Here is a 21,069-nt window from a genome sequence, read left to right as displayed (position 1 = left end):
GAAAGTCAGATAATCAGTCGAAGATAAATGGATAGCAGATATTTGAAAATTGAATATGGAAATTGCAAATATGCAGGCGTTTGTGGCAGTGGCCGATGCGATGAGCTATACCAAGGCCGCTGCTGCCCTCAATAGTTCACAGCCCACACTGAGTCGACATGTACAGCTGTTGGAGAAAGAGTTGGGGCAGCGTCTGCTGGAGCGGCATGGGCGCGGAGTACGGGTTACGGATTCGGGCGCCGCGCTGTTGGTGCATGTGCGAGGCATTCTGGAAGCTGTGGACCATGCCAAGGCGGAGATGAGCGAGCGCCTGCAAAGCCCCCGAGGAAAGATCCGCATAGGGTTGCCGCCGCGTGTGGCCCAGAGCATTGCACCAGATTTGGTACAGCAATTTTTGCGGGCCTGTCCAGATGCCTCCATCACTGTAGAAGAAGGCTTGAGCATTCGACTGCGAGAGTGGTTGATTGCCGGACGTTTGGATATGGCGATTCTTTTTGATCCGCCATCTTCCCAGCAGTTGCAGATTGAAGGGTTGGAGCGGGAGCTGCTGCTGCTGGTGGGCATTGAGCCTTTGCCCAGCAAGGTGAAAGTCAGTGCGGTGGGCGAATTTCCGCTTATTTTGCCCAGTGAGCCCCAGGCACTTCGGCGGATTTTTCAAGCCGTGGCTGAGCGCAAGGATGTGCGGCTCCATGTGGTGGCCGAAGTCGACTCCATGCAGACCGTGCTCAGTCTAGTGGAGCGCAAAGTGGGCTACACCGTGATTCCGTCAAGTGTTGCCAAGATGTGGAATGCAACGGTGCCTTTGCACACGGCTTTGCTGACCATGCCGCAAATACGCAATCGCATCACGCTGGCGGTGCCTTGCGCCAGACCCAGTACACGGCTGCATGTGGAGGCCGCCAAAATTTTGAAACGTTTGATTCACCAAACCTTTTCCATATAGATGAAGATGACGGCATAGATTGGCTGGATTAGGGGCGGTGGATATGCTCAACCAAGCGCTTGGTTAAACGACTGTACTTATCGAGCCAGGGCACATGCTGCAGGCATTTGCCGCAATCGGGGCAGACCAGCCTGTGCAGCTTGACCTTCAAACGCAGCTGCCTGTCCACCAGTGGCATATCTCGCACTGTGCGCTGCACGTATTCATGCACCTGAGCCAAGGGCTTGAGACAAGCACTGCACTTGCTACTGCCCTGTAGCGGCTCAAGCGCTAAAACTGCTTGGCCTGGTGTTTGAAGGTCAGCATCAATAACCCGGAAACCCTCCCAAAGGTCCAGCCATGTAGTATCTTTGTGCATGCAGCGGTGCTTTCTTGCATGTTGATTGGTCGCACAACCATCATGCTTGAAATGTCACCGCTGTTTCTGTTTGAGGGGCAACTACCCCGACATTCCGTGATGAACCTTATTTTTCTAGCGCTAGCCGCTTTTTTATTGATAGCTATACCAAGGTTGACAGTGCGGCACGCAGCTTGTCCGCATAGCCTTGCAGCAACTGCACGGCAGGCTCCTTGCGGGGCCAGGCCAGCTCCACACCATCACCTTCATGGCGCGGCAGCACATGCATGTGAAAGTGGAACACCGTCTGCCCACCCGCAGCGCCATTGGCCTGAAACAGCGTGATCCCATCGGGCGCGAAGGCCTGCTGCGCCGCCTGCGCAATGCGCTGTGCGGACTGCATCACGGCGGCCGCTTCTTCAGGCGTGAGCTCCAGCACCGTGACTGCATGGCGCTTGCTGGCTACCAGTACATGACCGGGATTGACCTGACCAATGTCCATAAAGGCAATGGTCAGTTCATCTTCATAGACCTTGGCGGCAGGGATTTCACCTGCCACGATCTTGCAGAAGATGCAGTGGCCGGGCGGGGAGGTGTCAACAAACATGGGCATGGCAGGTCTCCGGAAATAAGGGATGCAATATCGGGCTCCATCGTAGAAAAGCAGGCCTGCTGCCGCCAGTGTGGTTAGTCCGCAAACGCAGGTCCTCGGGTTTACCCGCTAGAATCGCCCGCTTCGCCATGCCGCATTGCTCCAGCGGCCGGTGATTGTTCAATCTGGAGCCATGTAGAGGAACACCATGTACAAAAACCTCGCAGCCACGCTCGTGGCCGCCTGCGTTGTCGCACCATCTTTCGCGCAAACCGAGACAACGCTGAACTCCCCCCCCTCAGCATCAGCCCCCACCAAAGTCGGCTTTGTGTATGTCACGCCCGTTCTGCCCGCAGGATGGACGCGCCAGCACGAAGAAGGCCGCTTGGCGCTGGAGCGTGCCATGCCCGGTCAAGTGACGACCACGGCAGTGGACAACGTGCCCGAAGGCGCGGATGCGGAGCGCGTGCTGCGCGATTTGGTCGCTCAGGGCAATCAGCTCATCTTCACCACCAGCTTTGGCTATATGGAGCCGACGCTGCGCGTCGCCAAGGACTTTCCGCAGGTGAAGTTTGAAAACATCACCGGCTACAAACAGACCGCAAACGTGGCCACGGCGAATGCGCGCCATTACGAAGGGCGCTATCTGTCGGGCATTGCAGCGGCACGCATGAGCAAGACCGGCGTGGCAGGTTTTGTGGGCGGTATGCCAATTCCGGAGGTGATTCAGGGCATCAATGCCTTTGCCCTGGGCATGCGCAGCGTGAATCCCCAGGCCCAGGTCAAAGTGGTGTGGCTGAATGCGTGGTTTGACCCTGCGCGGGAGCGCGAAGCCGCCATGACGTTGATGGACCAGGGCGCGGATGTGCTGTCCTTCCAAGTGGCCAGCACGGCGGTGATCGCTGCTGCCCAGGAGCGCGGCAAGATGGCCATTGCCTTTCACTCTGATATGCGCAAAGACGGCCCGGATGCACAGCTGCTGGCTGTGACCCACCACTGGGGTGGCTACTACGCACAGCGCGCGCAGGCGGTGCGCAATGGCACGTGGCAATCGGGCGATTTCTGGGGCGGCGTGAAGGACGGCATGATCAAGGTGGAACACTTTGGTCCCAAGCTACCCCAAGCGGTGCGTGATGAAGTGCTGGCCCGCCAGCAGGACATGGCGCAAGGCAGGCTGCAGCCTTTCCAGGCAGGCAAGCAGCCGATCCGTGACAACCAGGGCAATGTCCGTATTCCTGCTGGCAGCAGCTTGAGTGATGCGGAAAAGAACCAGATGAACTGGTTGGTAGAAGGCGTGATCGGTAGCGTGCAGTAAGACCCGCTCACACGACCCTTGATACGTCGTTGCGAAGCCTTGTCGTACGACTTGTACTGCCTGCGGCTTCGCGCCTGCGCGGCCCGGCCTCGTCTCAACCGCAAACCTGTGGTTTGCTGGGTTGTGTGATCGGCCCTCAGCCCGATCACACCGTGCCATTGCTGATTGGGCGGTAAGTACGTACACCACAAATGTGCTTTTCGCTGGAAAATTCAGGAGCGCCTGGCGCAGGTATTTGCTGGTTTTTGGCATGCTTTGTGCGTAAAAGCCGCGTAATACCAGCGCTAGCTGCTCCTGTTTTTATTTCTGGAAATTTGCCATGGCCATGAAGATCTACCGCAGTGCCTTGCTCCGTTTTGCCCCCGATGGCAGCCCCTTGTATGACAGTGATGGCCTGCTGGCCGTCGCACCGGATGACAAGGGGCAGGAGCGTGTGGTCGCTGCTGGCAGCTGGCAGGCATTGCAGGCGCAATATGTGCAGCAGCCCAGTGTGCAAGTCGTGCACCTGCCCGGCAAGCTGATTGCGCCGGGTTTTGTGGATATGCACATCCACTACCCTCAGACCGATGTGATTGGTGCGCCAGCGGATGGCCTGCTGCCCTGGCTGGAGAACTACACCTTCCCGCACGAGTCACGCTTTCATGATCGTGCCTATGCCGATGGCGTGGCGGAGTTCTTTCTGGACGAGCTGCTGCGCAATGGCGTGACTACGGCGCTGACCTTTGCCACCTCGCACCCTGAGTCTGTCGATGCCATCATGGCCGCCTCGCAGGCGCGCGGCATGCGCATGATGGCGGGCAAGGTGCTGCAAGACCGCCACAGCCCTGATGGTGTGCGCGACGACACCGAGCAGGGCCTGATCGATACCGAAACATTGATCCAGCGCTGGCATGGCGTGGACCGTCTGGGCTATGCCATCACCCCGCGCTTTGCTCCCACCAGCACGCCTGAGCAGCTCCAAGGCGCAGGGGAGTTGGCCGCCAAGTATGGCGATGTATGGATTCATTCCCACGTTTCGGAAAACCTTGACGAAATCCAGTGGGTGCGTGAGCTCTACCCCGCAGCACGCAGCTATCTGGATGTGTACCAGCGCTTTGGCTTGATGCGCGAGCGGGCCGTGTACGCCCACTGTATCTGGCTGGACGACACCGACCGTGCATTGATGCGCGAAACCAGGACGGCAGCGGCCATCAGTCCTACCAGCAATCTGTTCCTGTCCAGTGGCTACTTTGATTACATCGAAGCGGATAAGGCCGGGTTTATGTACGGCCTGGCCAGCGATGTAGGCGGCGGCATGAGCTTTTCGCCCTTCCGCACCATGCAGGCGGCCTACATGGTGGGGCGTGAGCACCACAGCAAGCAAGGTCTGAGTCTGAAGCCTGCCCACCTGTGGTGGCAGCACACCGCAGGCGCTGCCAAGGCGCTGGGGCTGGAGGGTGTGATTGGCAATCTGCAGCCCGGCTGCGAGGCAGACTTTGTGCTCATCAACCCTGCTTGCACACCACTGCTGGCACGCAAAACGGCGCAGTCACAGTCGCTGGATGAACTGCTTTTTGCGATGATCATTCTGGGAGATGACCGCTTGATTGAGCAAACCTTTGTCTCTCAAGCAAAATAACGCCATTGCAGGCAATAAATTGCCGCGCCCAGCTATAAAAAATTCAGCGAACAGGACACCTCCATGAGCATCATGAGCGACAAGTGGATCCGCAAGATGGCGGAAGAGCACGGCATGATCGAGCCGTTTGAACCCGGCCAGATCCGCGAAGCCAACGGCAAGAAAATCATCAGCTATGGCACCTCCAGCTACGGCTACGACATTCGCTGTGCACGCGAGTTCAAGGTGTTCACCAACATCCACAGCACCGTGGTGGACCCCAAGAACTTCGACGAAAAAAGCTTTGTCGACTTTGAGGGCGACTACTGCATCATCCCGCCCAACAGCTTTGCATTGGCCCGTACTGTGGAGTACTTCCGCATTCCGCGTGACGTGCTGACCGTATGTTTGGGCAAGAGCACTTACGCGCGCTGCGGCATCATCGTGAATGTGACGCCGTTCGAGCCCGAGTGGGAAGGCTATGTGACGCTGGAGTTCTCCAACACCACACCGCTGCCCGCCAAGATCTATGCCGGTGAAGGCTGCGCACAGGTGTTGTTCCTGCAGGGCAATGAACCTTGCGAGACCAGCTACAAGGACCGTGGCGGCAAGTACCAGGGGCAGCACGGTGTGACCCTGCCACGCACCTGAGCGGGTGGTGCTGATGCGTGATCCTGCGGCTGGGATCACGCAAATCTGCAGGCTTTTCAGCCAAACAGCCGCGCAAAAAAGCCTTTGCGCTTGTATTTTTTCTCCAGCTTGTGCATCACCTGCTGCTTGGTGTGCTCAATGTCTTGCTTGCTGCCCTTGCCGGTCATGCGCTGGTAGGTCTTGACTGCATCCACATAGCCGTGGTCTTCGTTGCGGATATGGCTGAACAGCCAGCGCGACAGCATGGTGTGCAGCTCCTGCGCTACATCTTCACCCGCTTCAAAGCGGGTCTGCATTTCGCCCACACGGCGTGTGAACAATTCATGCACGCGCTTGTGCAAGTCTGTAAATGCGTAGCCGGAGTCTTCCAGCATGCGCTCTTCGTAGGCGAAGTGCGAGATGGTGTAGTCCACGGTTTCTGCAATCACTTCACTCAGCGCTGCACGGTCTGGAGACTCACGCAGCTCGTGCAGGCGGTTGATGTAATCCACGATGCGACGATGCTGAATATCAATTTCTTCAATGCCCGTATTCAGATCTTCTACCCATTGCAAAACAGCCATCGCACAACCCTCTGTCATTTTTGAAGCACGCCAATGCCCGGATGCTTCAATCATTTGCTTTTAGGAAAACCCTTAAGGGATTATGAGTGGCTGCTATTTGAAAATGCAAGGTTTGGGGTAGCTGAGTGCATGCAATTTTGTATCAAATTTTTGCATACAAATAGATCATTTGATATCAATGACTTGCACTGATTGTTGGCGTAAGTTTATATAAATTTTTTAACAAAATACTTGGTCTTTTTATTAATGGTAATAAATTTGCGGATGAAAATTGATAATTTGAAAAATAATAAAGAATTGTACTTATTTCTATAATTTTATAATTGCTTTGATGAATATCAAAAAAAATAGCTTGACAAAAAATGAATTTAAATCAAGCCAAGCTTTTGGTTCGCCAGTGCAGGGTGGATCTCAAACCGTACGCACAGCCAGTCTCGCAGCAGCCAGATCCCAGCCGCCCCAGCCACAGCTTTTAAACAGCACGGGGCCTGTTGCCCGTGGCATTTCTTCGCTCATCACATCGGCCAGACTGGGGTACTGGGCTACAGGCAGACCCGCCTGCAGCAGGTCTCCGGCCTCATGTTCGGCATCGCGGCTGTCCACCACAATCTGTCCGTGCATGGCAAGGTACTGGCACAGCGGTGCGGAAAGCTCGACCATCTCGGGCGTGAATGCGCCTACGGCAGCCACAAAGCACTGCGGGTGCAGCGGCCCTTGCAGCACCACAGCATGGGCAGGGGTACAGGTCACGATCAGCGGGCAGTGCAAGGCGGCTGCAGCTACGTCTTCCGCAATGTGTGCCTGCATGCCATGCGAAAGCGCCCAGTCCACCAGGTGCTGGGCGCTGGCGGTAGTGCGTGAAGCGATATGCACTTCCCGCGTTCCCAGAACCTCTGCAAAGGCCTGCAAATGCGCCATGCCTTGGGCGCCAGCGCCAATGATGAGCAGAGGCCCATCCGGGATGGCTGCCAGCCGCAGCGCAGCCAGCGCAGACACGGCAGCTGTGCGCCGGGTGGTAATGCTGGGGCCATCCAGAATCAACTGGCGAGTGCCGCTGGCAATGTCAAAGATCACCACATCCCCCTGAATGGTGGCGCGCGATGTTCCCATGTTGCCGGGCGTGAAGGTAATCAGCTTGGTCATGGCCAGTTGGCTGTCATGCGCAGGCATGGAAAACAGACAAGCGCCTGCGGCCGTAGGCATCACAATACGGGCTGGCACTTGTACCCGTGGGTCCACGGCGGTGGCAGCGATTTCCTGCACCAGCAGGTTCCATGGCAGTGCGGCACAGGTGCCAGCGGCGTCGAGCAAAGCGGTCGGGGTATGAGGCATCCAAAGTTTATAGCGGATGCACAGCGCTGGCGACAGTCACACTTTGTACATGCAGCGCCAGTATCTTCACCAGCCTGAGGGGCGTGCGCTTTCAGGCCATCACAACGCATTTCCCCGCAGCGGGGCAGGAGTCGGCATATGAAATGGGAAGGGCGACGTCAGTCGAGCAATGTGGAAGATCGCCGCAGTGGCGGCGGCGCGCCCATGTTCGGAGGGCGCAACATCGGGATTGGAACCATTGTTATTGCCCTGATCGGTGGTTGGGTGCTGGGCGTGAATCCGCTGACGCTGCTGGGGCTGCTCAGCGGCGGTGGTGCGCCTGTGGTGCAGCAGCAAAGCCCGGCGCAGGCTCCGCCTGCCAATGACACCATGGCGCGTTTTGTGTCCACCGTGCTGGCGGATACGGAAGACGTGTGGGGCAAGCTGTTCCAGCAGGGTGGTGCGCAGTACCAGGAACCCAGGCTGGTGCTGTTCCGTGGTGCAGTAGGTACAGCATGCGGCACCGGGCAATCTGCGATGGGACCGTTTTATTGCCCGGGCGACCAGAAGGTCTATATTGATCTGTCGTTCTACGACCAGCTCCAGAACCAGCTTGGCGCACCCGGTGACTTTGCACAGGCCTACGTGATTGCGCACGAAGTGGGGCACCACGTGCAGCACTTGCTGGGGATTACGGACCAGGTCGACCGCATGCGCGGGCGCGTGAGCCAGACGGAATACAACAGGCTGTCTGTGAAGCTGGAGCTGCAGGCTGACTGCTTTGCGGGTGTATGGGCGCACCATGCAGACCGCATGCACCAAGTGCTGGAGCAGGGTGATGTGGAAGAAGCCATGAATGCCGCAGCCAGGATCGGTGATGATGCATTGCAAAAAGCGCAGACTGGCCATGTGGTGCCAGACAGCTTTACCCACGGCACCAGCGCACAGCGCCAGCGCTGGTTCAAGACGGGGCTGCAGACCGGCTCCATGCAGGCTTGTGACACATTTTCTGCGTCCAGCCTGTAGGCAGTGGCTGTGCAGGAATCCGCGACGTGCAGCAGGAATTAACGACTTCACACTGCGGTTTCAGTACACGGTGCGACAATAGTAGGCTCAATGACAAGTTCTTTTTCCTCTTTACTCTTGGCGGAGCCTCTGGCACGCGCCGTGGCCGAAATGGGCTACGAGTCCATGACCCCTATCCAGGCACAGGCGATCCCGGTGGTGCTGACTGGCAAGGATGTGATGGGGGCTGCACAGACCGGCACTGGCAAAACCGCTGCCTTTTCGCTGCCACTGCTGCAGCGCCTGCTGCGTCACGAGAACAGCTCTGCATCCCCAGCCCGCCACCCCGTGCGTGCGCTGGTGCTGCTGCCTACCCGTGAGCTGGCTGATCAGGTCGCACAGCAGATTGCGCTGTATGCCAAGCACACCAAGCTGCGCAGCGCCGTGGTGTTTGGCGGCATGGACATGAAGCCTCAGACGGCCGAGCTGAAAAAAGGGGTGGAAGTGCTGGTGGCAACACCTGGCCGCCTGCTGGACCACATCGAAGCCAAGAATGTGGTGCTCAACCAGGTGGAATACGTGGTGCTGGATGAGGCGGACCGCATGCTGGACATTGGCTTCCTGCCCGACCTGCAACGCATCCTCAGTCACCTGCCCAAGCAGCGCACGACGCTGCTGTTCAGTGCTACGTTCTCGCCCGAGATCAAGCGCCTGGCAGGCAGCTATCTGCAAGACCCCGTCACGATCGAAGTCGCACGCCCCAATGAGACGGCTGCTTCGGTGACGCAGCGTTTTATTGCAGCCAGCGATGACGACAAGCGCAAGGTCATTCAGCAAGTCCTGAACGAGCAGGGCATTCGCCAGGCCTTCATTTTCTCGAACAGCAAACTCGGCTGTGCCCGCCTGACCCGTGCGCTGGAGCGCGATGGCTACCGCGCAGCAGCCCTGCATGGCGACAAGAGCCAGGATGAGCGTCTGAAGGCGCTGGAAGCTTTCAAGCAGGGTGAAGTAGATCTGCTGGTCTGTACCGACGTGGCAGCACGCGGTCTGGACATCAAGGATGTGCCAGCGGTGTTCAACTACGACGTGCCTTTCAACGCCGAAGACTATGTGCACCGCATTGGTCGTACAGGCCGTGGTGGCGCCACTGGCGTGGCTGTGACCTTGGTCAGCAGCTCGGACTCCAAGCTGGTGGCAGATATTGAGAAGCTGATCAAGAAAAAAATTGAGGTCGAGCGTATTGAGCTGCCTGAGTCCCGCCGTTGGCGCGACCGCCGTGAAGCAGGCGCTGGTCGCGAAGAAGTGCAGCGCAGCGTGGCTGTGGAAGGTACGCGCCCTGTACGCGGCGCACGTCCGGTGCGCAATACACCGCCAGACCCCTTCTTCAACAAGCCCTACGAGCCTTCGACCAATGCCGCTCCCTCATGGGATGGCCAAGGTACCAAGCAGACTGTGTCTGCAGCCAAGCCCAAGCGCAAGATTGCAGCGCTTTTCAAGCCCATGGGTAGCTTCTAAGGCATCCTGCACACCATAAAAAAGCCACGTATGCGTTCGACATACGTGGCTTTTTTGCTGGAGGTTGCCAGCAGGTTTATTTGCCGGGTTTCTGTGCCTGCTCACAGTGGACCTGGTGCAGTGTGCGCTCGTTAAAGTCGCTGCCCAGCTCTATGGCAGACAGGCAGCCACCCCAGATGCAGCCGGTATCCAGCGCCATCAGATGGGGGCGTTGCATCAGGCCCAGCGTAGACCAGTGCCCGAAGGCGATCGTCGTGTCTGCGGTTTTGCGGCCCGGGCATTCAAACCAGGGAATTAATCCTTCAGGGGCAGCTTCTGCGGATTCAGAGCTTTCAAAATCCATCTCGCCTTCGGGTGTGCAAAAGCGAATACGGGTTAAGGCATTCACAATCACACGCAGACGATCAGCGCCTGTCAGCTGTGGATCCCATTTATTGGGTAGATTTCCATACATATGTTGCAGGAATTGAGAAAGATTTTCTCCTTTTACCTGCTGATGCACTTCATCGGCTAAATGTAAAGTTTCATGAACTGTCCATTGTGGCAGTACACCGGCGTGCACCATTAACAGGGACTGTCCCTGGCTATTTTCCAGATAACGCACCAATGGCTGCTGAGAAACCCAGTGCAGCAAGGCATCACGATCAGGGGCTTGCAAAATACTTTGCAAAGTATCGCGTTTACCCGGTTTGCGCACGCCATAAGCGCTGGCGAGCAAATGTAAATCATGATTGCCGAGTATCGGTTTGATACTGTCACCCAAAGCCATGCAGCGACGCAGCACATCGGCAGATGCGGGGCCGCGGTTTACCAGATCTCCCAGCAGATATACCGTGTCCCGGCTTGGGGAGAAGCTGATCTTCTCCAGCAGTCGGGTGAAGGCACTTTCGCAGCCTTGTATATCTCCAATTAAGTAAGTGGACACTTTATTCCTTTTCAGAACTTGCTGAACCCAAAGAGCATGCGTAGCAGTGTAAGAGCTTCAGCAGTTGGTGGCAGCGCTGCGGTGAATCCGGGATCGCAGTTCCGATGATTGATCTGGTGCAATATTTTCAAATGCCTGAATTTTTGATAAAAATATGCCCGTGTCTTAAAAATTGAATGTCGATATCATTCACACACGTTAAATGAAAGGACGTGAAGATGAGCTCTTACAAAGAACTGTTGAAGCAGCGTGAAGAACTGGAAAAACAAATCCAGGATGCGCGTAAACGTGAATTGGCAGAGGCAATCAGCAAAGCGCGCACCTTGATTGATGAGTATGGGTTGACGGCGGCCGATGTTTTTCCTCCAGCTCGTGGCCGTAATGCAGGGCCCAAGGCAGGTTCCAAAGTGGCTCCTAAATACAGAAATCCTGAAACGGGTGAAACCTGGACAGGGCGTGGCAAGGCTCCTAAATGGATTCAGGACCAGGACCGCAGCAAGTTCGAAATCTAAAAAATCCCGCTACAACCCGCAGCATGCGGGTTTTTTTATGCATGGTTTTTGAGATAGCTTGCTTCAGGTAGGCATCATGCAGGCATATGCACAGCCCAAGAGCGACACTGGCTACGGGGCTGATGCATGTCAGGGCAGGTGTGATGCAGCAGCTCGGTCGCGTGCAAGTGTTGCGCAACGTCAGGCCGTGCAGATGAAGCAAGTACGAACCTGCGCTTTTTCAGGGTCACAATTAGCGCGTATGAAAAAACAGGTATTGATTGCTGGCGGAGGCATCGCAGGCATGGCTGCAGCGCTGGGAGCGACGCATGCGGGCTGGGATGCGCGTGTGTTCGAGCGTGCCGCAGCGTTTTCGGAGGTCGGCGCAGGGGTGCAGCTGGGGCCGAATGTGGTGCGCCGTCTGCAGGCATGGGGCTTGCACCAGGCCGTGCAGCAGGTGGCTGCCTTGCCGCAGCAACTGGTGGCTCGCAGTGCGCTCAGCGGTCAGGTGCTGGCCAGTGCACCACTGGGGCAGTCCATGGTGGAGCGCTATGGCGCTGCCTATGTGACCATCCACCGTGCAGACCTGCACAGCCTGCTCTACAACGCTGCCAAAGACCGCGCCGGGGTGTATATCAACCCTGGGCAGGAAGTGCTCGAGATTCTGGGCACGGAACGCGTGACCACCATACGGACGACCGCCCACAAAGTCGTGGAAGGCGATGCGCTGATGCTGGCCGATGGCGTGTGGAGCAAGCTGCGTGGTCCTGTGCTGGGCGACAGCAGCCGTCCGCGCGTTTCTGGCCACCTGGCCTATCGTGCCTTGCTGCCCATGACAGACATTCCGGTGGGTTGGCGCAGTAACGAAGTGACCGTGTGGCTGGGGCCGGGCATGCATGCCGTGCACTACCCCGTGCGCCGTGGCGAGATGATGAATATCGTGGTCATCATCGAAGGCCCAAGCCCTGACAATCTGGAGCATTGGGACCATGCCGCCAATGCCCAGGTGCTGGAGCAGGCGCTCAGGCACTGCAGCAGCAATCTGCAGGATCTGATTCGCAGCGTGCCAGCCGCAGGTATGCAGTGGCGCCTGTGGCCGCTGTCTGACCGTGCGCCGATTCAGGGGCCGGAGGCCATGGCCAGAGGTCTGGTTGGTCTGATTGGCGATGCAGCACACCCCATGCGCCCCTATCTGGCACAGGGCGCAGGTATGGCAATTGAAGATGCCGCTGAGCTGCAGCGTGCGCTGGCCATGGATGACCTGGATGTCGAGCTGCGCCTGCGCCGCTACGCGCTCAACCGCTGGGAGCGCAATGCCCGTGTGCAGGCACGTTCCATTCGCAACGGGCGCATCTTTCACGCGACCGGGCTGGTGCGCTGGGGGCGTGATATGTCCATGCGCATGCTGGGTGGCAAGCTCATGGATGTGCCTTGGCTCTACAGCGGCGAAGGCTCCAGCGCCAGCATTCTGTAAAGTATCTCTGTACCAATGCGAGCCCGTCTTTCTTCTATTGGGAGGGCAGGCTTTTTGACGCTTGCTTCAGATGCGTGCGCTGTGCAGCAAAGGTGAGCTGGGCAGCAGCCGGTAGGCCGTGGAGGCGCAGGCCAGCCACAAGGCAATGCTCAGGGCCACGGCGCCATAGGCCTCCCAGCCGTGCTGCGTGGCCCAGGCCGCGACGATGCCGGTGAACCACTGCATCAGCGCCACGCCCAGAAACATGGACATGGTGAACAGCGACAGCGCACGCCCTGTCATGTGGCTGGGATAGGAGGCGCGCACATCGGCGTACTGCAGCAGGCCGTAGCCCGAGAGCATGGACATGGCCACGATGGTCCACACATTGGCGCTGGCGTTGTGCCACAGCGCCAGCAGCAGGAACAGCCCGGCCATGCACAGCGAGAGACTGGCCAGCCACTTGCGACGCGTCATGGGGCCGGGGTCCAGGCGGCCAAACAGGGCGGGGGTGAACAGCGAAATCAGCGACACGGCAAAGGCCACGTGGCCACTGCTGACCAGGCTGAAGCCGTGTCGCTCCATCAGCAGGGGGCCAAGCCACAGGCCGCGCAGTGACAGAAAAGCAGCGTAGCAGGACATGCCCAGAATCACCGTGCCCCAGGTGTAGGGCAGGGTCAACAACTCCGCCATGCGCCGCAAAGCCTGGCCCCAGGATTCACGCGGCTGCTGCATGGCCTGCGGCAGTGCTGGCTCATGCACTTTCCAGAAAATCAGCAGCCATGACAGCGCGCACAGCAGGGCCAGCAGCCAGAAGCCGCTGCGCCAGCCATAGGTCTCGACCACCCAGGCCAGCGGTGTGCCGGTAAACAGCAGACCCAGTCCTCCAATGCCCATGGACAGGCCCGAGAAGAAGGCGAAGCGCTCCAGCGGAAAGTGCCGGGCAATAAAGATGGTGCAGGCCAGAAAGGCCGGAGAGCAGCCCACGCCAATCAGCAGCTGGCCCAGCATCAGCCAGCCGTAGCTGGGTGCGGCAGCCGAAAGTGCAGCCCCCAAGGCAGCGCACGGAAAGGCGGTGAGCACCGTGCGGCGCAGGCCGTACAAGTCCATGCCAATGCCCATGAGCAGTTGCACCACACCAAAGGACAGGCCGAACAGCCCGGCAAACGCGCCGAGTGAGCTGGCGCTGATGCCAAAGTCCTGCTGCAGCCCATGGGCCACAATGGTGGTGATGGTGCGAAACGCCTGACTGAGCGCAAAACCGCTGAGCAATGCCAGCAGCATGACCCAGAGCTGGCGCTGCAGGCGGGTGGTGGTGGAAGCTTGGGGCACGGTGGTCTCCTGGCCGCAAGCGTAGCGCTGCGTGTCGGAGTGCACTGTCACGCAGGCGTAAAGATTCGTACTTGGCGCAGCCTGCGGCTTGCCCTAGAGTGCACGGAATGAGTACATCACACCCACCAGCGAGCTTGCCCCTGCAGTTGCACTACACCGTGCGTGCCTGCGCATTGGGGCAGGTCTTGGTTGCAGCAACCCCCAACGGCATTGCAGCCGTCTTGCTGGGGGATGACAAAAGCGCCCTGATTGACGATTTGCAGCAGCGTTACCCGCTGGCAGAACTGGGCACGGGTGGCCCGGTGCTGCACCGCTGGAGCGATACCGTGCTGGAAATTCTGGCCCACCCCAGCCTGCAGCACATCGTGCCGCTGGATGTGCAGGGTGGTACGGAGTTTCAGCGCAAGGTCTGGAAGGCACTGCGCAGCATTCCACCAGGGCAGACACGTAGCTATGGGCAGGTGGCAAAGCATCTGGAGCAGCCGCAGGCCGTGCGAGCCGTAGCCAGTGCCTGTGCGGCCAACCCGCTGGCCGTGCTGGTGCCCTGCCACCGTGTGCTGCGCAGCGATGGTGGGCTGGGTGGCTACCGCTGGGGCTTGCAGCGCAAGCAGTTGCTGCTGGAAATGGAAAGGCTATTTAAACAATAGCGGCTTGTGCTTGTATTGATTGGGTTTCAGATAGAAAGTATTTGAAATTCTATGAATATCAAGCGCTGGCAGCTCTGTTTTTTACAGCGCACGCAGCACGGCCCGCACGGGAGAAGCCTCCGCCTGTGTCCATTTCAGTGGCAGGGCGATCAGCTCATAGTCGCCTTCCGGCACGGCGTCGAGCACCAGGTTCTCCAGAATGCGCAGCTTGCGCGCGCGCACCAGCAGATGGCTGTCCAGACCAGCGGCCGTGAGCGGGTCTACGCTGGGTGTATCCAGCCCTATGAGCTGTACCCCCAGATCGGCCAGCCGTGCAATCGTGTCTGGTGCAAAGCCTGCGAAATCATCGACCCAGCCTGTGGGTTGCTGCGCCCAGGTGCGCACCAGCACCCGTGGCGGCAGATCGGGCGTGATGGCATGGGCGATGTGCGCCCATTCAATGAGCGGCGCACAGCCAATCGCATGGATGACGCGGCAGCGCCCCAGGTAGGGCTGCAGATCTACCTTTCCCATGGCCTGGCCCTGCGTGTCGTAATGCAAGGGGGCATCCGCATGCGTGCCTACATGCGGTGACATGCGCACCGTGCTGAGGTTGACCGGGCATTCAGGCCCAATGCGAGCCTCCCACACCTGCTGGTAAGGTGTGTCGCCGGGGTAGGCCGGGCTGTGACTGTGTACGGGGGCGGAAATATCCCAGAGCTGGCGTTGATCCATCATGGCGGTTACGAAAAAAAGCCTGTGGGCTTGGTGTGCCCACAGGCCTGGCAGTATGCCTTTGGCGCAATTACTTGGCTTGCAGCAGGCTGCGTACGTTCAGCAGCACCAGTTCATTGTCGTCCTGTACGTTGGGTGAGCGGCTGGAGCTGTAGGGCAGATTGTTGTCATTGCCAACCACGATGTGCTCCTTGTCCACGATGTCCACGTTTTCAATGGTGAAGAACGGGAACTGCAGCACGCCGTTGGTCAGCGGCTTGCGTGCCAGCTGCTTGGGATCCTGGATGTTGAGCAGGTCGATATAGCCCATCTTGCGCACCATGCCACCCACATTGGCCTCGCTCATTTCAATCTTGTACACACGCTTGAATTGGGGCAGCTTGCCGAAGCAGTCCGTACGTTTTTCACCCGCGGGGCAAGCCATGTCAGGAGTGCCTTCACCGTCGTCACGCTCGATGACCAGGGCGGTCGTGGCATCGATCATGTTGAAGTCGCCGATGGAGTGGCTGGGGCTTTCCAGCGGGTACTTCCACTCGCGGCCCGTCCATTGCTGTCCCTTGACGTCAAACTCCAGCGCGCGCAGATAGGTCTTGCCGTTGAGGCTTTCCAGATCATTGGTTGTACTGTCCCACAAGGCGCCTTCGAGCAGTGGGTAGAGCTTGCTGCCATCGGGGCTGGCGGCCATGCCTTCAAAGCCCTTGGAGCGGCGCACAGGGTAGACCTGTGCCTTGGCATTGGGTGCACCTGCCGTGCGTGCCTGTGGGTGGTCGGGGGAGCGAATAGGTTTGCCATCCACCAGCGTGTCATACACGCCCAGCACCTTGCCCTGCATGTCGGCCTGAATCAGGAAGGGGCCAAACTCCTCGCCAATCCAGATGTGTCCACCGGCGATCTGTACGCTTTCAGGGTCAAAGTCTGCACCTGTCAGATAGCGTTTTTCGGTTCCTTCCTGGACGATGCGGAAAGGCACTTTGCGGTCAGGATCGTGCAGAAAAACGGTTTCCAGTCGCTCGAACTGTCCGCTCTTGAAGTCGACGTTGTAGCGGCTCAGGTGCAGCATGAAGTCCGGAGAGTTCACTTTGTTGCCTGCGCCGTTGTCCGTGAGGATCCAGAAAGAGCCATCGTCCATGCGCACAATGCCGGAATGGCCTTGGCGGGGCTGGCCGTCAAAAGGCAGCTTGACACCGGTAGGGCGGCCGTCAGATTTGCCTTCTACCGTACCCAGTGCATAGGTGGGTGGAGTCGTCGTGAACTTGCCGCTGCTGCGCAGATCTGCGGGGGCATCGGCAGGGGCAGGCAGTACGCTCAGCGCTGGCAGGATGGCATGACCAGCCAAAGCGGCCGTATGGGCTGGAACAGTTTGCGCCATGGCGCTGACAGAGCACAGGGTCAGCGCGCACAGGCTGGCAGCTACGGTCAAACGAAAAGAAGTCATCACAGAGACACACACAGTTGAAAGTGCAGGCATCTTCGCCAGCGTGTGTGTCGCCGTGATGGCAAAACGATGTCAGTGATGTGTCGGCCGCAGCCGCTTCATCGTTTGCGGCGCAGCAGGTAGATCACGCTCAGCAGCGCCAGCCATGGCAGGCCAAAGGCCAGCGTCAGGCGAAACTCCTTGGTAAAGGCAGTGGTGATGAGCACGGCCCCCATCAGGAGTGCACCCAGGGCCGTCAGCCACGGAAAGCCCCACATGCGGAAGCTGCTCACAGCGCCTTCACGGTCACGCTGGCGGCGGAAGGCCAGATGGGTGACGAACACCATGAACCAGGCAAACATGCAGCCGAACATGGCGATCGACATCATCCACATGAAGGACTGCTCAGGCCAGAAAGCGTTGATGAACATGGCTACGGCCGCGCCCAGGCTGGAGACCAGAATCGCGGAAACGGGCACGCCCTGGCGGTTGGTCTTGCCAAAGGTGGCAGGTGCCTGGTTGGCACGTGCCAGGCTGAACATCATGCGCGAGGTGGTGTAGAGCTGGCTGTTCATGGCCGAAAGCGCTGCCACCAGCACCACAAAGTTCAGCACACCGGCGGCGTAGGGGATGTGGAGAATTTCCATCACGCGCACAAAGGGGCTGGTCTGGGTGGCGGCTTCCGTCCAGGGCACGATGGCCAGCATCAGCGCCAGCGTCAGCAGATAGAACAGCACCAGGCGCAGCACCGTGGTCTTCATGGCGCTTTGCACGGCTTTCTGGGGGTGCTGGGCTTCACCCGCTGCCACGGCAATCGCTTCCACGCCCAGATAGCTGAACATGGCCACGATCACGCCCAGCCACATGCCTGACAGGCCCTTGGCCCAGAAGCCGCCCCCAGCCTGGTAGTTTTCAATGCCAATACCCGGTGTGTGGGAGCCAAACACCACATAGGCACCAATCAGCACAAAGGCCACGATGGCGGCGACCTTGATGGCGGAGAAAGCGTATTCCGCTGCGCCATAGACCTTGACGCTGCGGAGATTGAGGCCGATGAGCATGGCTGAGAACACGGCCACCCAGACCCATTGCGGTACATCCGGGAACCAGTAGGCCATGTAGATGCCGACGGCCGTGACCTCCATGCCTACGGCCAGCACCAGCGCCGCCCAGTAGGCATAGCGCAGCACAAAACCGGCCATGGGGCCCAGGTAGTACTCGGCGTAGGCCCCGAAGGAGCCAGAAGTGGGGTGGGCCACGGTCATCTCACCGAGCGCCCCGATCAGGAGCAGGGCGATGAATGCGCCAATGGCGTAGCTGATCAAAACCGCAGGGCCTGCAAAGCCAATGGCAAAGGCGCTGCCCATGAACAGGCCCGTGCCGACGGCGCCGCCAATGGCAATCATCACCATCTGGGCGCTGGTCAGGTGCTGCTGCAGACCGGTTTCGCGTTGTTGAATGTCGTGGAAGTCAGCCATGAGCGCTGAGGGTCCTCTCGAATTGGAAACCCTCTAGTATCCCGCGCAGCGCGTTCTGTTGCAGCAGCGGGGAGATCCGCTGCGGGATGCAGAGCGCGTTGCTGAGCAGCTGCTCAAGGCGCAGCACTGCCTGCAGTGTCTTACAGCAGGCCGCTGTCCAGAGGCTGCAGCCCGTGGCGCAGGCGCACACGGTTGCAGGCGTCTGAGCCTGCGGCAAATTCGCGACAGGGCGATGGGCGCCACTCGTAGATGCCGCAGGTGGATTTTTCACCCACCTTGCCCATGAGTGCTGCACAGCGCGGGCGGGCGTAGTCCGTGCCCCGCATGCGGCAGGTGTAGTCGTTGACCTCCTCAATCAAACCACGCGGCACGCGGCCGCCGTGTTCTTCGGATTCATGCACGGAAAAGTCCACGCGAAATGATGCACAGCAGGCACCGCAGCTCAGGCAGGGGTGGGGGGAACTCATGGGTATGGGCAAAGAAAAGCGTGATGCCTGCGAAGTGTATGTTTTTGCAACCGAGATTGAGTCGCTCAATGTTCTTGTCAAAAATGAGAATAAATATCAATTACTACGAGGCGAGTCATGCAAAGTGCAATCACGAACGGGAAGGGCGCAGCATTGGGTCTGCACCAGCTGCAAAAGTATCAGGCCGCACGGGTTACAGGTTTTCGGGCGTGCGCAGATGACAGCGATCAGCAGGTGGTCATGCGTCTGATGGAAATAGGCTTTCTGCCTGGTGAGACCGTACATGTGATTGCTACAGGTTTTCCCAAGGGCGACCCGCTGGCCGTGCGCGTGGGGCAGTCCACCTTTGCGCTGCGTCGCCATGAAGCGGCATGGGTGGAAGTCGCGCTGGAGGTGCAGCCATGAGCCCCGCTGCCATGCCAGCTCTGCGAGCTGCTTTGCTGGGCAGCCCCAACTGCGGCAAGACAACGCTGTTCAACCTGCTGACTGGCGTGCGGCAGAAAGTGGCCAACTACGCTGGCGTTACCGTCGAGCGCAAGGAAGGCTGGTTGCAGACGGCATCTGGCCGGCAGATTCGTTTGCTGGATCTGCCGGGCACCTACAGCCTGCATGCATACAGCGAGGACGAGCGCATTGCCAGTGAGGTGGTGACCGGCAAGCACCCCCAGGAAGCACCGCCGGAGCTGCTCATCTGTGTCTGCGATGCCACCCGACTGCGGCTCAACCTGCGCCTGGTGCTGGAGGCACGTGCACTGGGCATTCCCATGCTGGTCGTGCTCAATATGAGCGATATGGCACGCAGACAGGGGGTGGTGATTGATATGGCCAAGCTCAGCGCCATGCTGGGCGTGCCGGTGGTGCAAAGCGTGGGGGTGCGTGCCGATGGGGCGCAGGCACTGCTGGACTGGCTCAATGCGCATGCCCACCAGACGCTGCGCCTGCCGCAGCATGAGGATGAAATGCTGCAAGCACTGCCCACCGCACAGGATGGGCAGCACCGCAGCCGGCTGCAGCAGCTGCAGGCACAGGTCTCGGCCTTGATGCAGGCGGCGGTGCACATGCCCGCGGCTGGCACGCAACGCGATGACCGCATCGATGCCGTGCTGCTGCACCCTGTGTGGGGCATGCTGGTGCTGTTGCTGACCTTGTTTCTGATGTTTCAGGCCGTCTTCAGCTGGGCCCAGCCCTTTATGGATGGGATTGAAGCGCTGGTTGCCAGTGTGGGTGAATGGCTGGGAGCGACTTTGCCTGCAGGCATGCTCAATAGTTTGCTGGTGGATGGCGTGGTCGCAGGTGTCGGTGCGGTGCTGGTCTTCCTGCCGCAGATTCTGATTCTGTTTTTCTTCATTCTGGTGCTCGAAGATTCGGGCTACCTGCCACGAGCGGCGTTTCTGCTGGACCGCCTTATGGGAACGGTGGGGCTGTCCGGGCGTTCCTTTATTCCGTTTCTGTCCAGCTTTGCCTGTGCCGTGCCGGGCATCATGGCTACACGCTCCATCCGCAGCTGGCCAGACCGGCTGCTGACCATCATGCTGGCCCCGCTGATGACCTGCTCGGCCCGCCTGCCCGTGTATGCGCTGCTGATTGCTGCCTTCATTCCGGATACGCAGCTGGGCGGCATCTTCAATCTACAGGGCGTGGTGCTGTTTGCGCTGTATCTGCTGGGTATTGCCTCGGCCATGCTGGTGGCCTGGTGCGTCAAGCTGGCACGCCGCAGCACGGCGCGCACGCCCTTGATGATGGAGTTGCCCGCCTACCGCTGGCCCAGTGCACGCAGTGTGCTGATTGGCCTGTATGAACGGGCCATGATTTTTCTGCGCCGTGTGGGCGGCATTATTTTGTCGGTCAGCATCGTGCTGTGGCTGCTTGCTAGCTATCCCGCAGCGCCAGCAGGCGCAACGGAAGCTGCGATTCGCTACAGCCTGGCGGGCCAGATCGGGCAATGGCTGGAAGTGGTGCTCGCACCGCTTGGCTTTAACTGGCAGATCGCGATTGCGCTGGTCCCGGGCATGGCTGCGCGCGAGGTGGTCGTCAGTGCGCTGGGCACGGTCTATGCCCTGTCGGCCAGCAGTGAGGAGGCCATGGCGCAGCAGCTGAGCGGCCTGATTGCGCACAGCTGGTCGCTGGCCACTGCCTTGTCACTGCTGGTGTGGTTTGTGTTTGCACCGCAGTGCATTTCCACGCTGGCCATGGTGCGGCGTGAAACCAATAGCTGGCGCTATGTAGTGGCCATGGCGGCCTATATGTTTGCCCTGGCCTATGGCGCGAGCTTTATCACCTACCGCGTGGCGCTGGCGCTGGGCTGGGGGTGAGGATGCA

Annotated in this window: 21 protein-coding genes; 11 read left to right on the top strand and 10 right to left on the bottom strand. The window is 59.2% G+C overall.

Translation table 11 applies throughout. The features are described from left to right. The first annotated feature begins 55 nt into the window (after positions 1 to 55). The gene (locus F7P80_RS00300; protein ID WP_151041989.1) at positions 56 to 943 is read left to right on the top strand and encodes a LysR family transcriptional regulator; all 888 of its coding nucleotides are present in this window, start codon (positions 56 to 58) and stop codon (positions 941 to 943) included. Positions 944 to 971: 28 nt separating this feature from the next. On the opposite strand, the gene F7P80_RS00295 is transcribed toward F7P80_RS00300, so the two are convergent. Both F7P80_RS00295 and F7P80_RS00290 read right to left on the bottom strand, forming a co-directional pair. Then, the gene (locus tag F7P80_RS00295; RefSeq protein ID WP_151041986.1) at positions 972 to 1,301 is read right to left on the bottom strand and encodes a transposase family protein; all 330 of its coding nucleotides are present in this window, start codon (positions 1,299 to 1,301) and stop codon (positions 972 to 974) included. A gap of 142 nt (positions 1,302 to 1,443) precedes the next feature. Then, positions 1,444 to 1,893: an HIT family protein gene (locus F7P80_RS00290; RefSeq protein WP_054066103.1), complete on the bottom strand. Its 450-nt coding sequence runs from the start codon at positions 1,891 to 1,893 to the stop codon at positions 1,444 to 1,446. Positions 1,894 to 2,080: 187 nt separating this feature from the next. Here F7P80_RS00290 and F7P80_RS00285 point away from each other — a divergent pair, with 187 nt between their 5' ends. From F7P80_RS00285 to dcd, 3 genes are all read left to right on the top strand, one after another. After that, on the top strand, positions 2,081 to 3,187 hold the full coding sequence (locus F7P80_RS00285) for a BMP family ABC transporter substrate-binding protein (RefSeq protein WP_151041984.1): 1,107 nt from the start codon (positions 2,081 to 2,083) through the stop codon (positions 3,185 to 3,187). A 325-nt stretch (positions 3,188 to 3,512) separates the two neighbouring features. Beyond that, positions 3,513 to 4,805 carry a guanine deaminase gene (guaD, locus tag F7P80_RS00280; protein ID WP_151042629.1) on the top strand — a complete coding sequence of 431 codons (1,293 nt, stop codon included), beginning with the start codon at positions 3,513 to 3,515 and terminating at the stop codon, positions 4,803 to 4,805. A 63-nt stretch (positions 4,806 to 4,868) separates the two neighbouring features. Next, a complete protein-coding gene (dcd, locus tag F7P80_RS00275; protein ID WP_151041981.1) occupies positions 4,869 to 5,435 on the top strand; it encodes a dCTP deaminase in 567 nt (188 codons plus the stop codon). Positions 5,436 to 5,491: 56 nt separating this feature from the next. On the opposite strand, the gene F7P80_RS00270 is transcribed toward dcd, so the two are convergent. Continuing rightward, positions 5,492 to 5,998, bottom strand: a complete 507-nt coding sequence (locus F7P80_RS00270; protein WP_151041979.1) for a bacteriohemerythrin — start codon at positions 5,996 to 5,998, stop codon at positions 5,492 to 5,494. 411 nt (positions 5,999 to 6,409) lie between these two features. After that, positions 6,410 to 7,330: a delta(1)-pyrroline-2-carboxylate reductase family protein gene (locus F7P80_RS00265; RefSeq protein WP_077345325.1), complete on the bottom strand. Its 921-nt coding sequence runs from the start codon at positions 7,328 to 7,330 to the stop codon at positions 6,410 to 6,412. Positions 7,331 to 7,468: 138 nt separating this feature from the next. Here F7P80_RS00265 and ypfJ point away from each other — a divergent pair, with 138 nt between their 5' ends. Both ypfJ and F7P80_RS00255 read left to right on the top strand, forming a co-directional pair. Beyond that, positions 7,469 to 8,335, top strand: coding sequence for a KPN_02809 family neutral zinc metallopeptidase (ypfJ, locus tag F7P80_RS00260; RefSeq protein WP_058880346.1), 867 nt, complete (start codon positions 7,469 to 7,471; stop codon positions 8,333 to 8,335). Between the two features lie 90 nt (positions 8,336 to 8,425). Further along, a complete protein-coding gene (locus F7P80_RS00255; RefSeq protein ID WP_054066092.1) occupies positions 8,426 to 9,829 on the top strand; it encodes a DEAD/DEAH box helicase in 1,404 nt (467 codons plus the stop codon). A 76-nt stretch (positions 9,830 to 9,905) separates the two neighbouring features. On the opposite strand, the gene F7P80_RS00250 is transcribed toward F7P80_RS00255, so the two are convergent. Then, a complete protein-coding gene (locus F7P80_RS00250) occupies positions 9,906 to 10,754 on the bottom strand; it encodes a symmetrical bis(5'-nucleosyl)-tetraphosphatase (protein WP_058880347.1) in 849 nt (282 codons plus the stop codon). Between the two features lie 218 nt (positions 10,755 to 10,972). Between F7P80_RS00250 and F7P80_RS00245 the strand changes: the two genes are divergently transcribed. Both F7P80_RS00245 and F7P80_RS00240 read left to right on the top strand, forming a co-directional pair. Beyond that, entirely contained in the window at positions 10,973 to 11,266 is a 294-nt protein-coding gene (locus F7P80_RS00245) for an H-NS histone family protein (RefSeq protein ID WP_054066090.1), read from the top strand. A gap of 241 nt (positions 11,267 to 11,507) precedes the next feature. Continuing rightward, positions 11,508 to 12,719 carry an FAD-dependent oxidoreductase gene (locus tag F7P80_RS00240; RefSeq protein WP_058880348.1) on the top strand — a complete coding sequence of 404 codons (1,212 nt, stop codon included), beginning with the start codon at positions 11,508 to 11,510 and terminating at the stop codon, positions 12,717 to 12,719. Positions 12,720 to 12,785: 66 nt separating this feature from the next. Here F7P80_RS00240 and F7P80_RS00235 read toward each other — a convergent pair whose 3' ends face one another. Beyond that, positions 12,786 to 13,982, bottom strand: coding sequence for an MFS transporter (locus F7P80_RS00235; protein WP_151042627.1), 1,197 nt, complete (start codon positions 13,980 to 13,982; stop codon positions 12,786 to 12,788). Positions 13,983 to 14,137: 155 nt separating this feature from the next. Here F7P80_RS00235 and F7P80_RS00230 point away from each other — a divergent pair, with 155 nt between their 5' ends. Beyond that, positions 14,138 to 14,677 (top strand): methylated-DNA--[protein]-cysteine S-methyltransferase, encoded by a 540-nt coding sequence (locus F7P80_RS00230; RefSeq protein WP_151041977.1) that lies wholly within the window; start codon positions 14,138 to 14,140, stop codon positions 14,675 to 14,677. An 81-nt stretch (positions 14,678 to 14,758) separates the two neighbouring features. Here F7P80_RS00230 and kynB read toward each other — a convergent pair whose 3' ends face one another. From kynB to F7P80_RS00210, 4 genes are all read right to left on the bottom strand, one after another. Then, on the bottom strand, positions 14,759 to 15,391 hold the full coding sequence (kynB, locus tag F7P80_RS00225; RefSeq protein ID WP_151042624.1) for an arylformamidase: 633 nt from the start codon (positions 15,389 to 15,391) through the stop codon (positions 14,759 to 14,761). Between the two features lie 70 nt (positions 15,392 to 15,461). Next, entirely contained in the window at positions 15,462 to 16,826 is a 1,365-nt protein-coding gene (locus tag F7P80_RS00220) for an esterase-like activity of phytase family protein (protein WP_249041339.1), read from the bottom strand. A 98-nt stretch (positions 16,827 to 16,924) separates the two neighbouring features. Beyond that, positions 16,925 to 18,283: an amino acid permease gene (locus F7P80_RS00215; RefSeq protein ID WP_054066086.1), complete on the bottom strand. Its 1,359-nt coding sequence runs from the start codon at positions 18,281 to 18,283 to the stop codon at positions 16,925 to 16,927. A 140-nt stretch (positions 18,284 to 18,423) separates the two neighbouring features. Beyond that, entirely contained in the window at positions 18,424 to 18,750 is a 327-nt protein-coding gene (locus F7P80_RS00210; RefSeq protein WP_054066085.1) for a YkgJ family cysteine cluster protein, read from the bottom strand. Positions 18,751 to 18,867: 117 nt separating this feature from the next. Between F7P80_RS00210 and F7P80_RS00205 the strand changes: the two genes are divergently transcribed. Next, on the top strand, positions 18,868 to 19,155 hold the full coding sequence (locus tag F7P80_RS00205; protein ID WP_054066084.1) for a FeoA family protein: 288 nt from the start codon (positions 18,868 to 18,870) through the stop codon (positions 19,153 to 19,155). Then, positions 19,152 to 21,062, top strand: a complete 1,911-nt coding sequence (gene feoB, locus F7P80_RS00200) for a ferrous iron transporter B (RefSeq protein ID WP_054066083.1) — start codon at positions 19,152 to 19,154, stop codon at positions 21,060 to 21,062. The genes F7P80_RS00205 and feoB overlap by 4 nt, the downstream gene beginning before the upstream one ends. The last annotated feature ends 7 nt before the right edge of the window (positions 21,063 to 21,069 follow it).

Source organism: Comamonas kerstersii, assembly GCF_008801935.1.
GTDB classification, from domain to species: domain Bacteria; phylum Pseudomonadota; class Gammaproteobacteria; order Burkholderiales; family Burkholderiaceae_C; genus Comamonas; species Comamonas kerstersii.
This window is presented reverse-complemented; position numbering and strand designations above follow the sequence as displayed.

What these genes read in the sequence shown, in the direction of transcription:
- F7P80_RS00205 (WP_054066084.1), top strand. Translation starts at nt 18,868, where the DNA reads ATGCAAAGTGCAATCACGAACGGGAAGGGCGCAGCATTGGGTCTGCAC.
- F7P80_RS00210 (WP_054066085.1), bottom strand. Translation starts at nt 18,750, where the DNA reads ATGAGTTCCCCCCACCCCTGCCTGAGCTGCGGTGCCTGCTGTGCATCA.
- F7P80_RS00255 (WP_054066092.1), top strand. Translation starts at nt 8,426, where the DNA reads ATGACAAGTTCTTTTTCCTCTTTACTCTTGGCGGAGCCTCTGGCACGC.
- F7P80_RS00300 (WP_151041989.1), top strand. Translation starts at nt 56, where the DNA reads ATGGAAATTGCAAATATGCAGGCGTTTGTGGCAGTGGCCGATGCGATG.
- ypfJ (WP_058880346.1), top strand. Translation starts at nt 7,469, where the DNA reads ATGAAATGGGAAGGGCGACGTCAGTCGAGCAATGTGGAAGATCGCCGC.
- F7P80_RS00295 (WP_151041986.1), bottom strand. Translation starts at nt 1,301, where the DNA reads ATGCACAAAGATACTACATGGCTGGACCTTTGGGAGGGTTTCCGGGTT.
- F7P80_RS00235 (WP_151042627.1), bottom strand. Translation starts at nt 13,982, where the DNA reads ATGCTGCTGGCATTGCTCAGCGGTTTTGCGCTCAGTCAGGCGTTTCGC.
- F7P80_RS00220 (WP_249041339.1), bottom strand. Translation starts at nt 16,826, where the DNA reads ATGACTTCTTTTCGTTTGACCGTAGCTGCCAGCCTGTGCGCGCTGACC.
- F7P80_RS00285 (WP_151041984.1), top strand. Translation starts at nt 2,081, where the DNA reads ATGTACAAAAACCTCGCAGCCACGCTCGTGGCCGCCTGCGTTGTCGCA.
- kynB (WP_151042624.1), bottom strand. Translation starts at nt 15,391, where the DNA reads ATGGATCAACGCCAGCTCTGGGATATTTCCGCCCCCGTACACAGTCAC.
- F7P80_RS00270 (WP_151041979.1), bottom strand. Translation starts at nt 5,998, where the DNA reads ATGGCTGTTTTGCAATGGGTAGAAGATCTGAATACGGGCATTGAAGAA.
- guaD (WP_151042629.1), top strand. Translation starts at nt 3,513, where the DNA reads ATGAAGATCTACCGCAGTGCCTTGCTCCGTTTTGCCCCCGATGGCAGC.
- F7P80_RS00290 (WP_054066103.1), bottom strand. Translation starts at nt 1,893, where the DNA reads ATGCCCATGTTTGTTGACACCTCCCCGCCCGGCCACTGCATCTTCTGC.
- feoB (WP_054066083.1), top strand. Translation starts at nt 19,152, where the DNA reads ATGAGCCCCGCTGCCATGCCAGCTCTGCGAGCTGCTTTGCTGGGCAGC.
- F7P80_RS00240 (WP_058880348.1), top strand. Translation starts at nt 11,508, where the DNA reads ATGAAAAAACAGGTATTGATTGCTGGCGGAGGCATCGCAGGCATGGCT.
- F7P80_RS00245 (WP_054066090.1), top strand. Translation starts at nt 10,973, where the DNA reads ATGAGCTCTTACAAAGAACTGTTGAAGCAGCGTGAAGAACTGGAAAAA.
- dcd (WP_151041981.1), top strand. Translation starts at nt 4,869, where the DNA reads ATGAGCATCATGAGCGACAAGTGGATCCGCAAGATGGCGGAAGAGCAC.
- F7P80_RS00215 (WP_054066086.1), bottom strand. Translation starts at nt 18,283, where the DNA reads ATGGCTGACTTCCACGACATTCAACAACGCGAAACCGGTCTGCAGCAG.
- F7P80_RS00230 (WP_151041977.1), top strand. Translation starts at nt 14,138, where the DNA reads ATGAGTACATCACACCCACCAGCGAGCTTGCCCCTGCAGTTGCACTAC.
- F7P80_RS00265 (WP_077345325.1), bottom strand. Translation starts at nt 7,330, where the DNA reads ATGCCTCATACCCCGACCGCTTTGCTCGACGCCGCTGGCACCTGTGCC.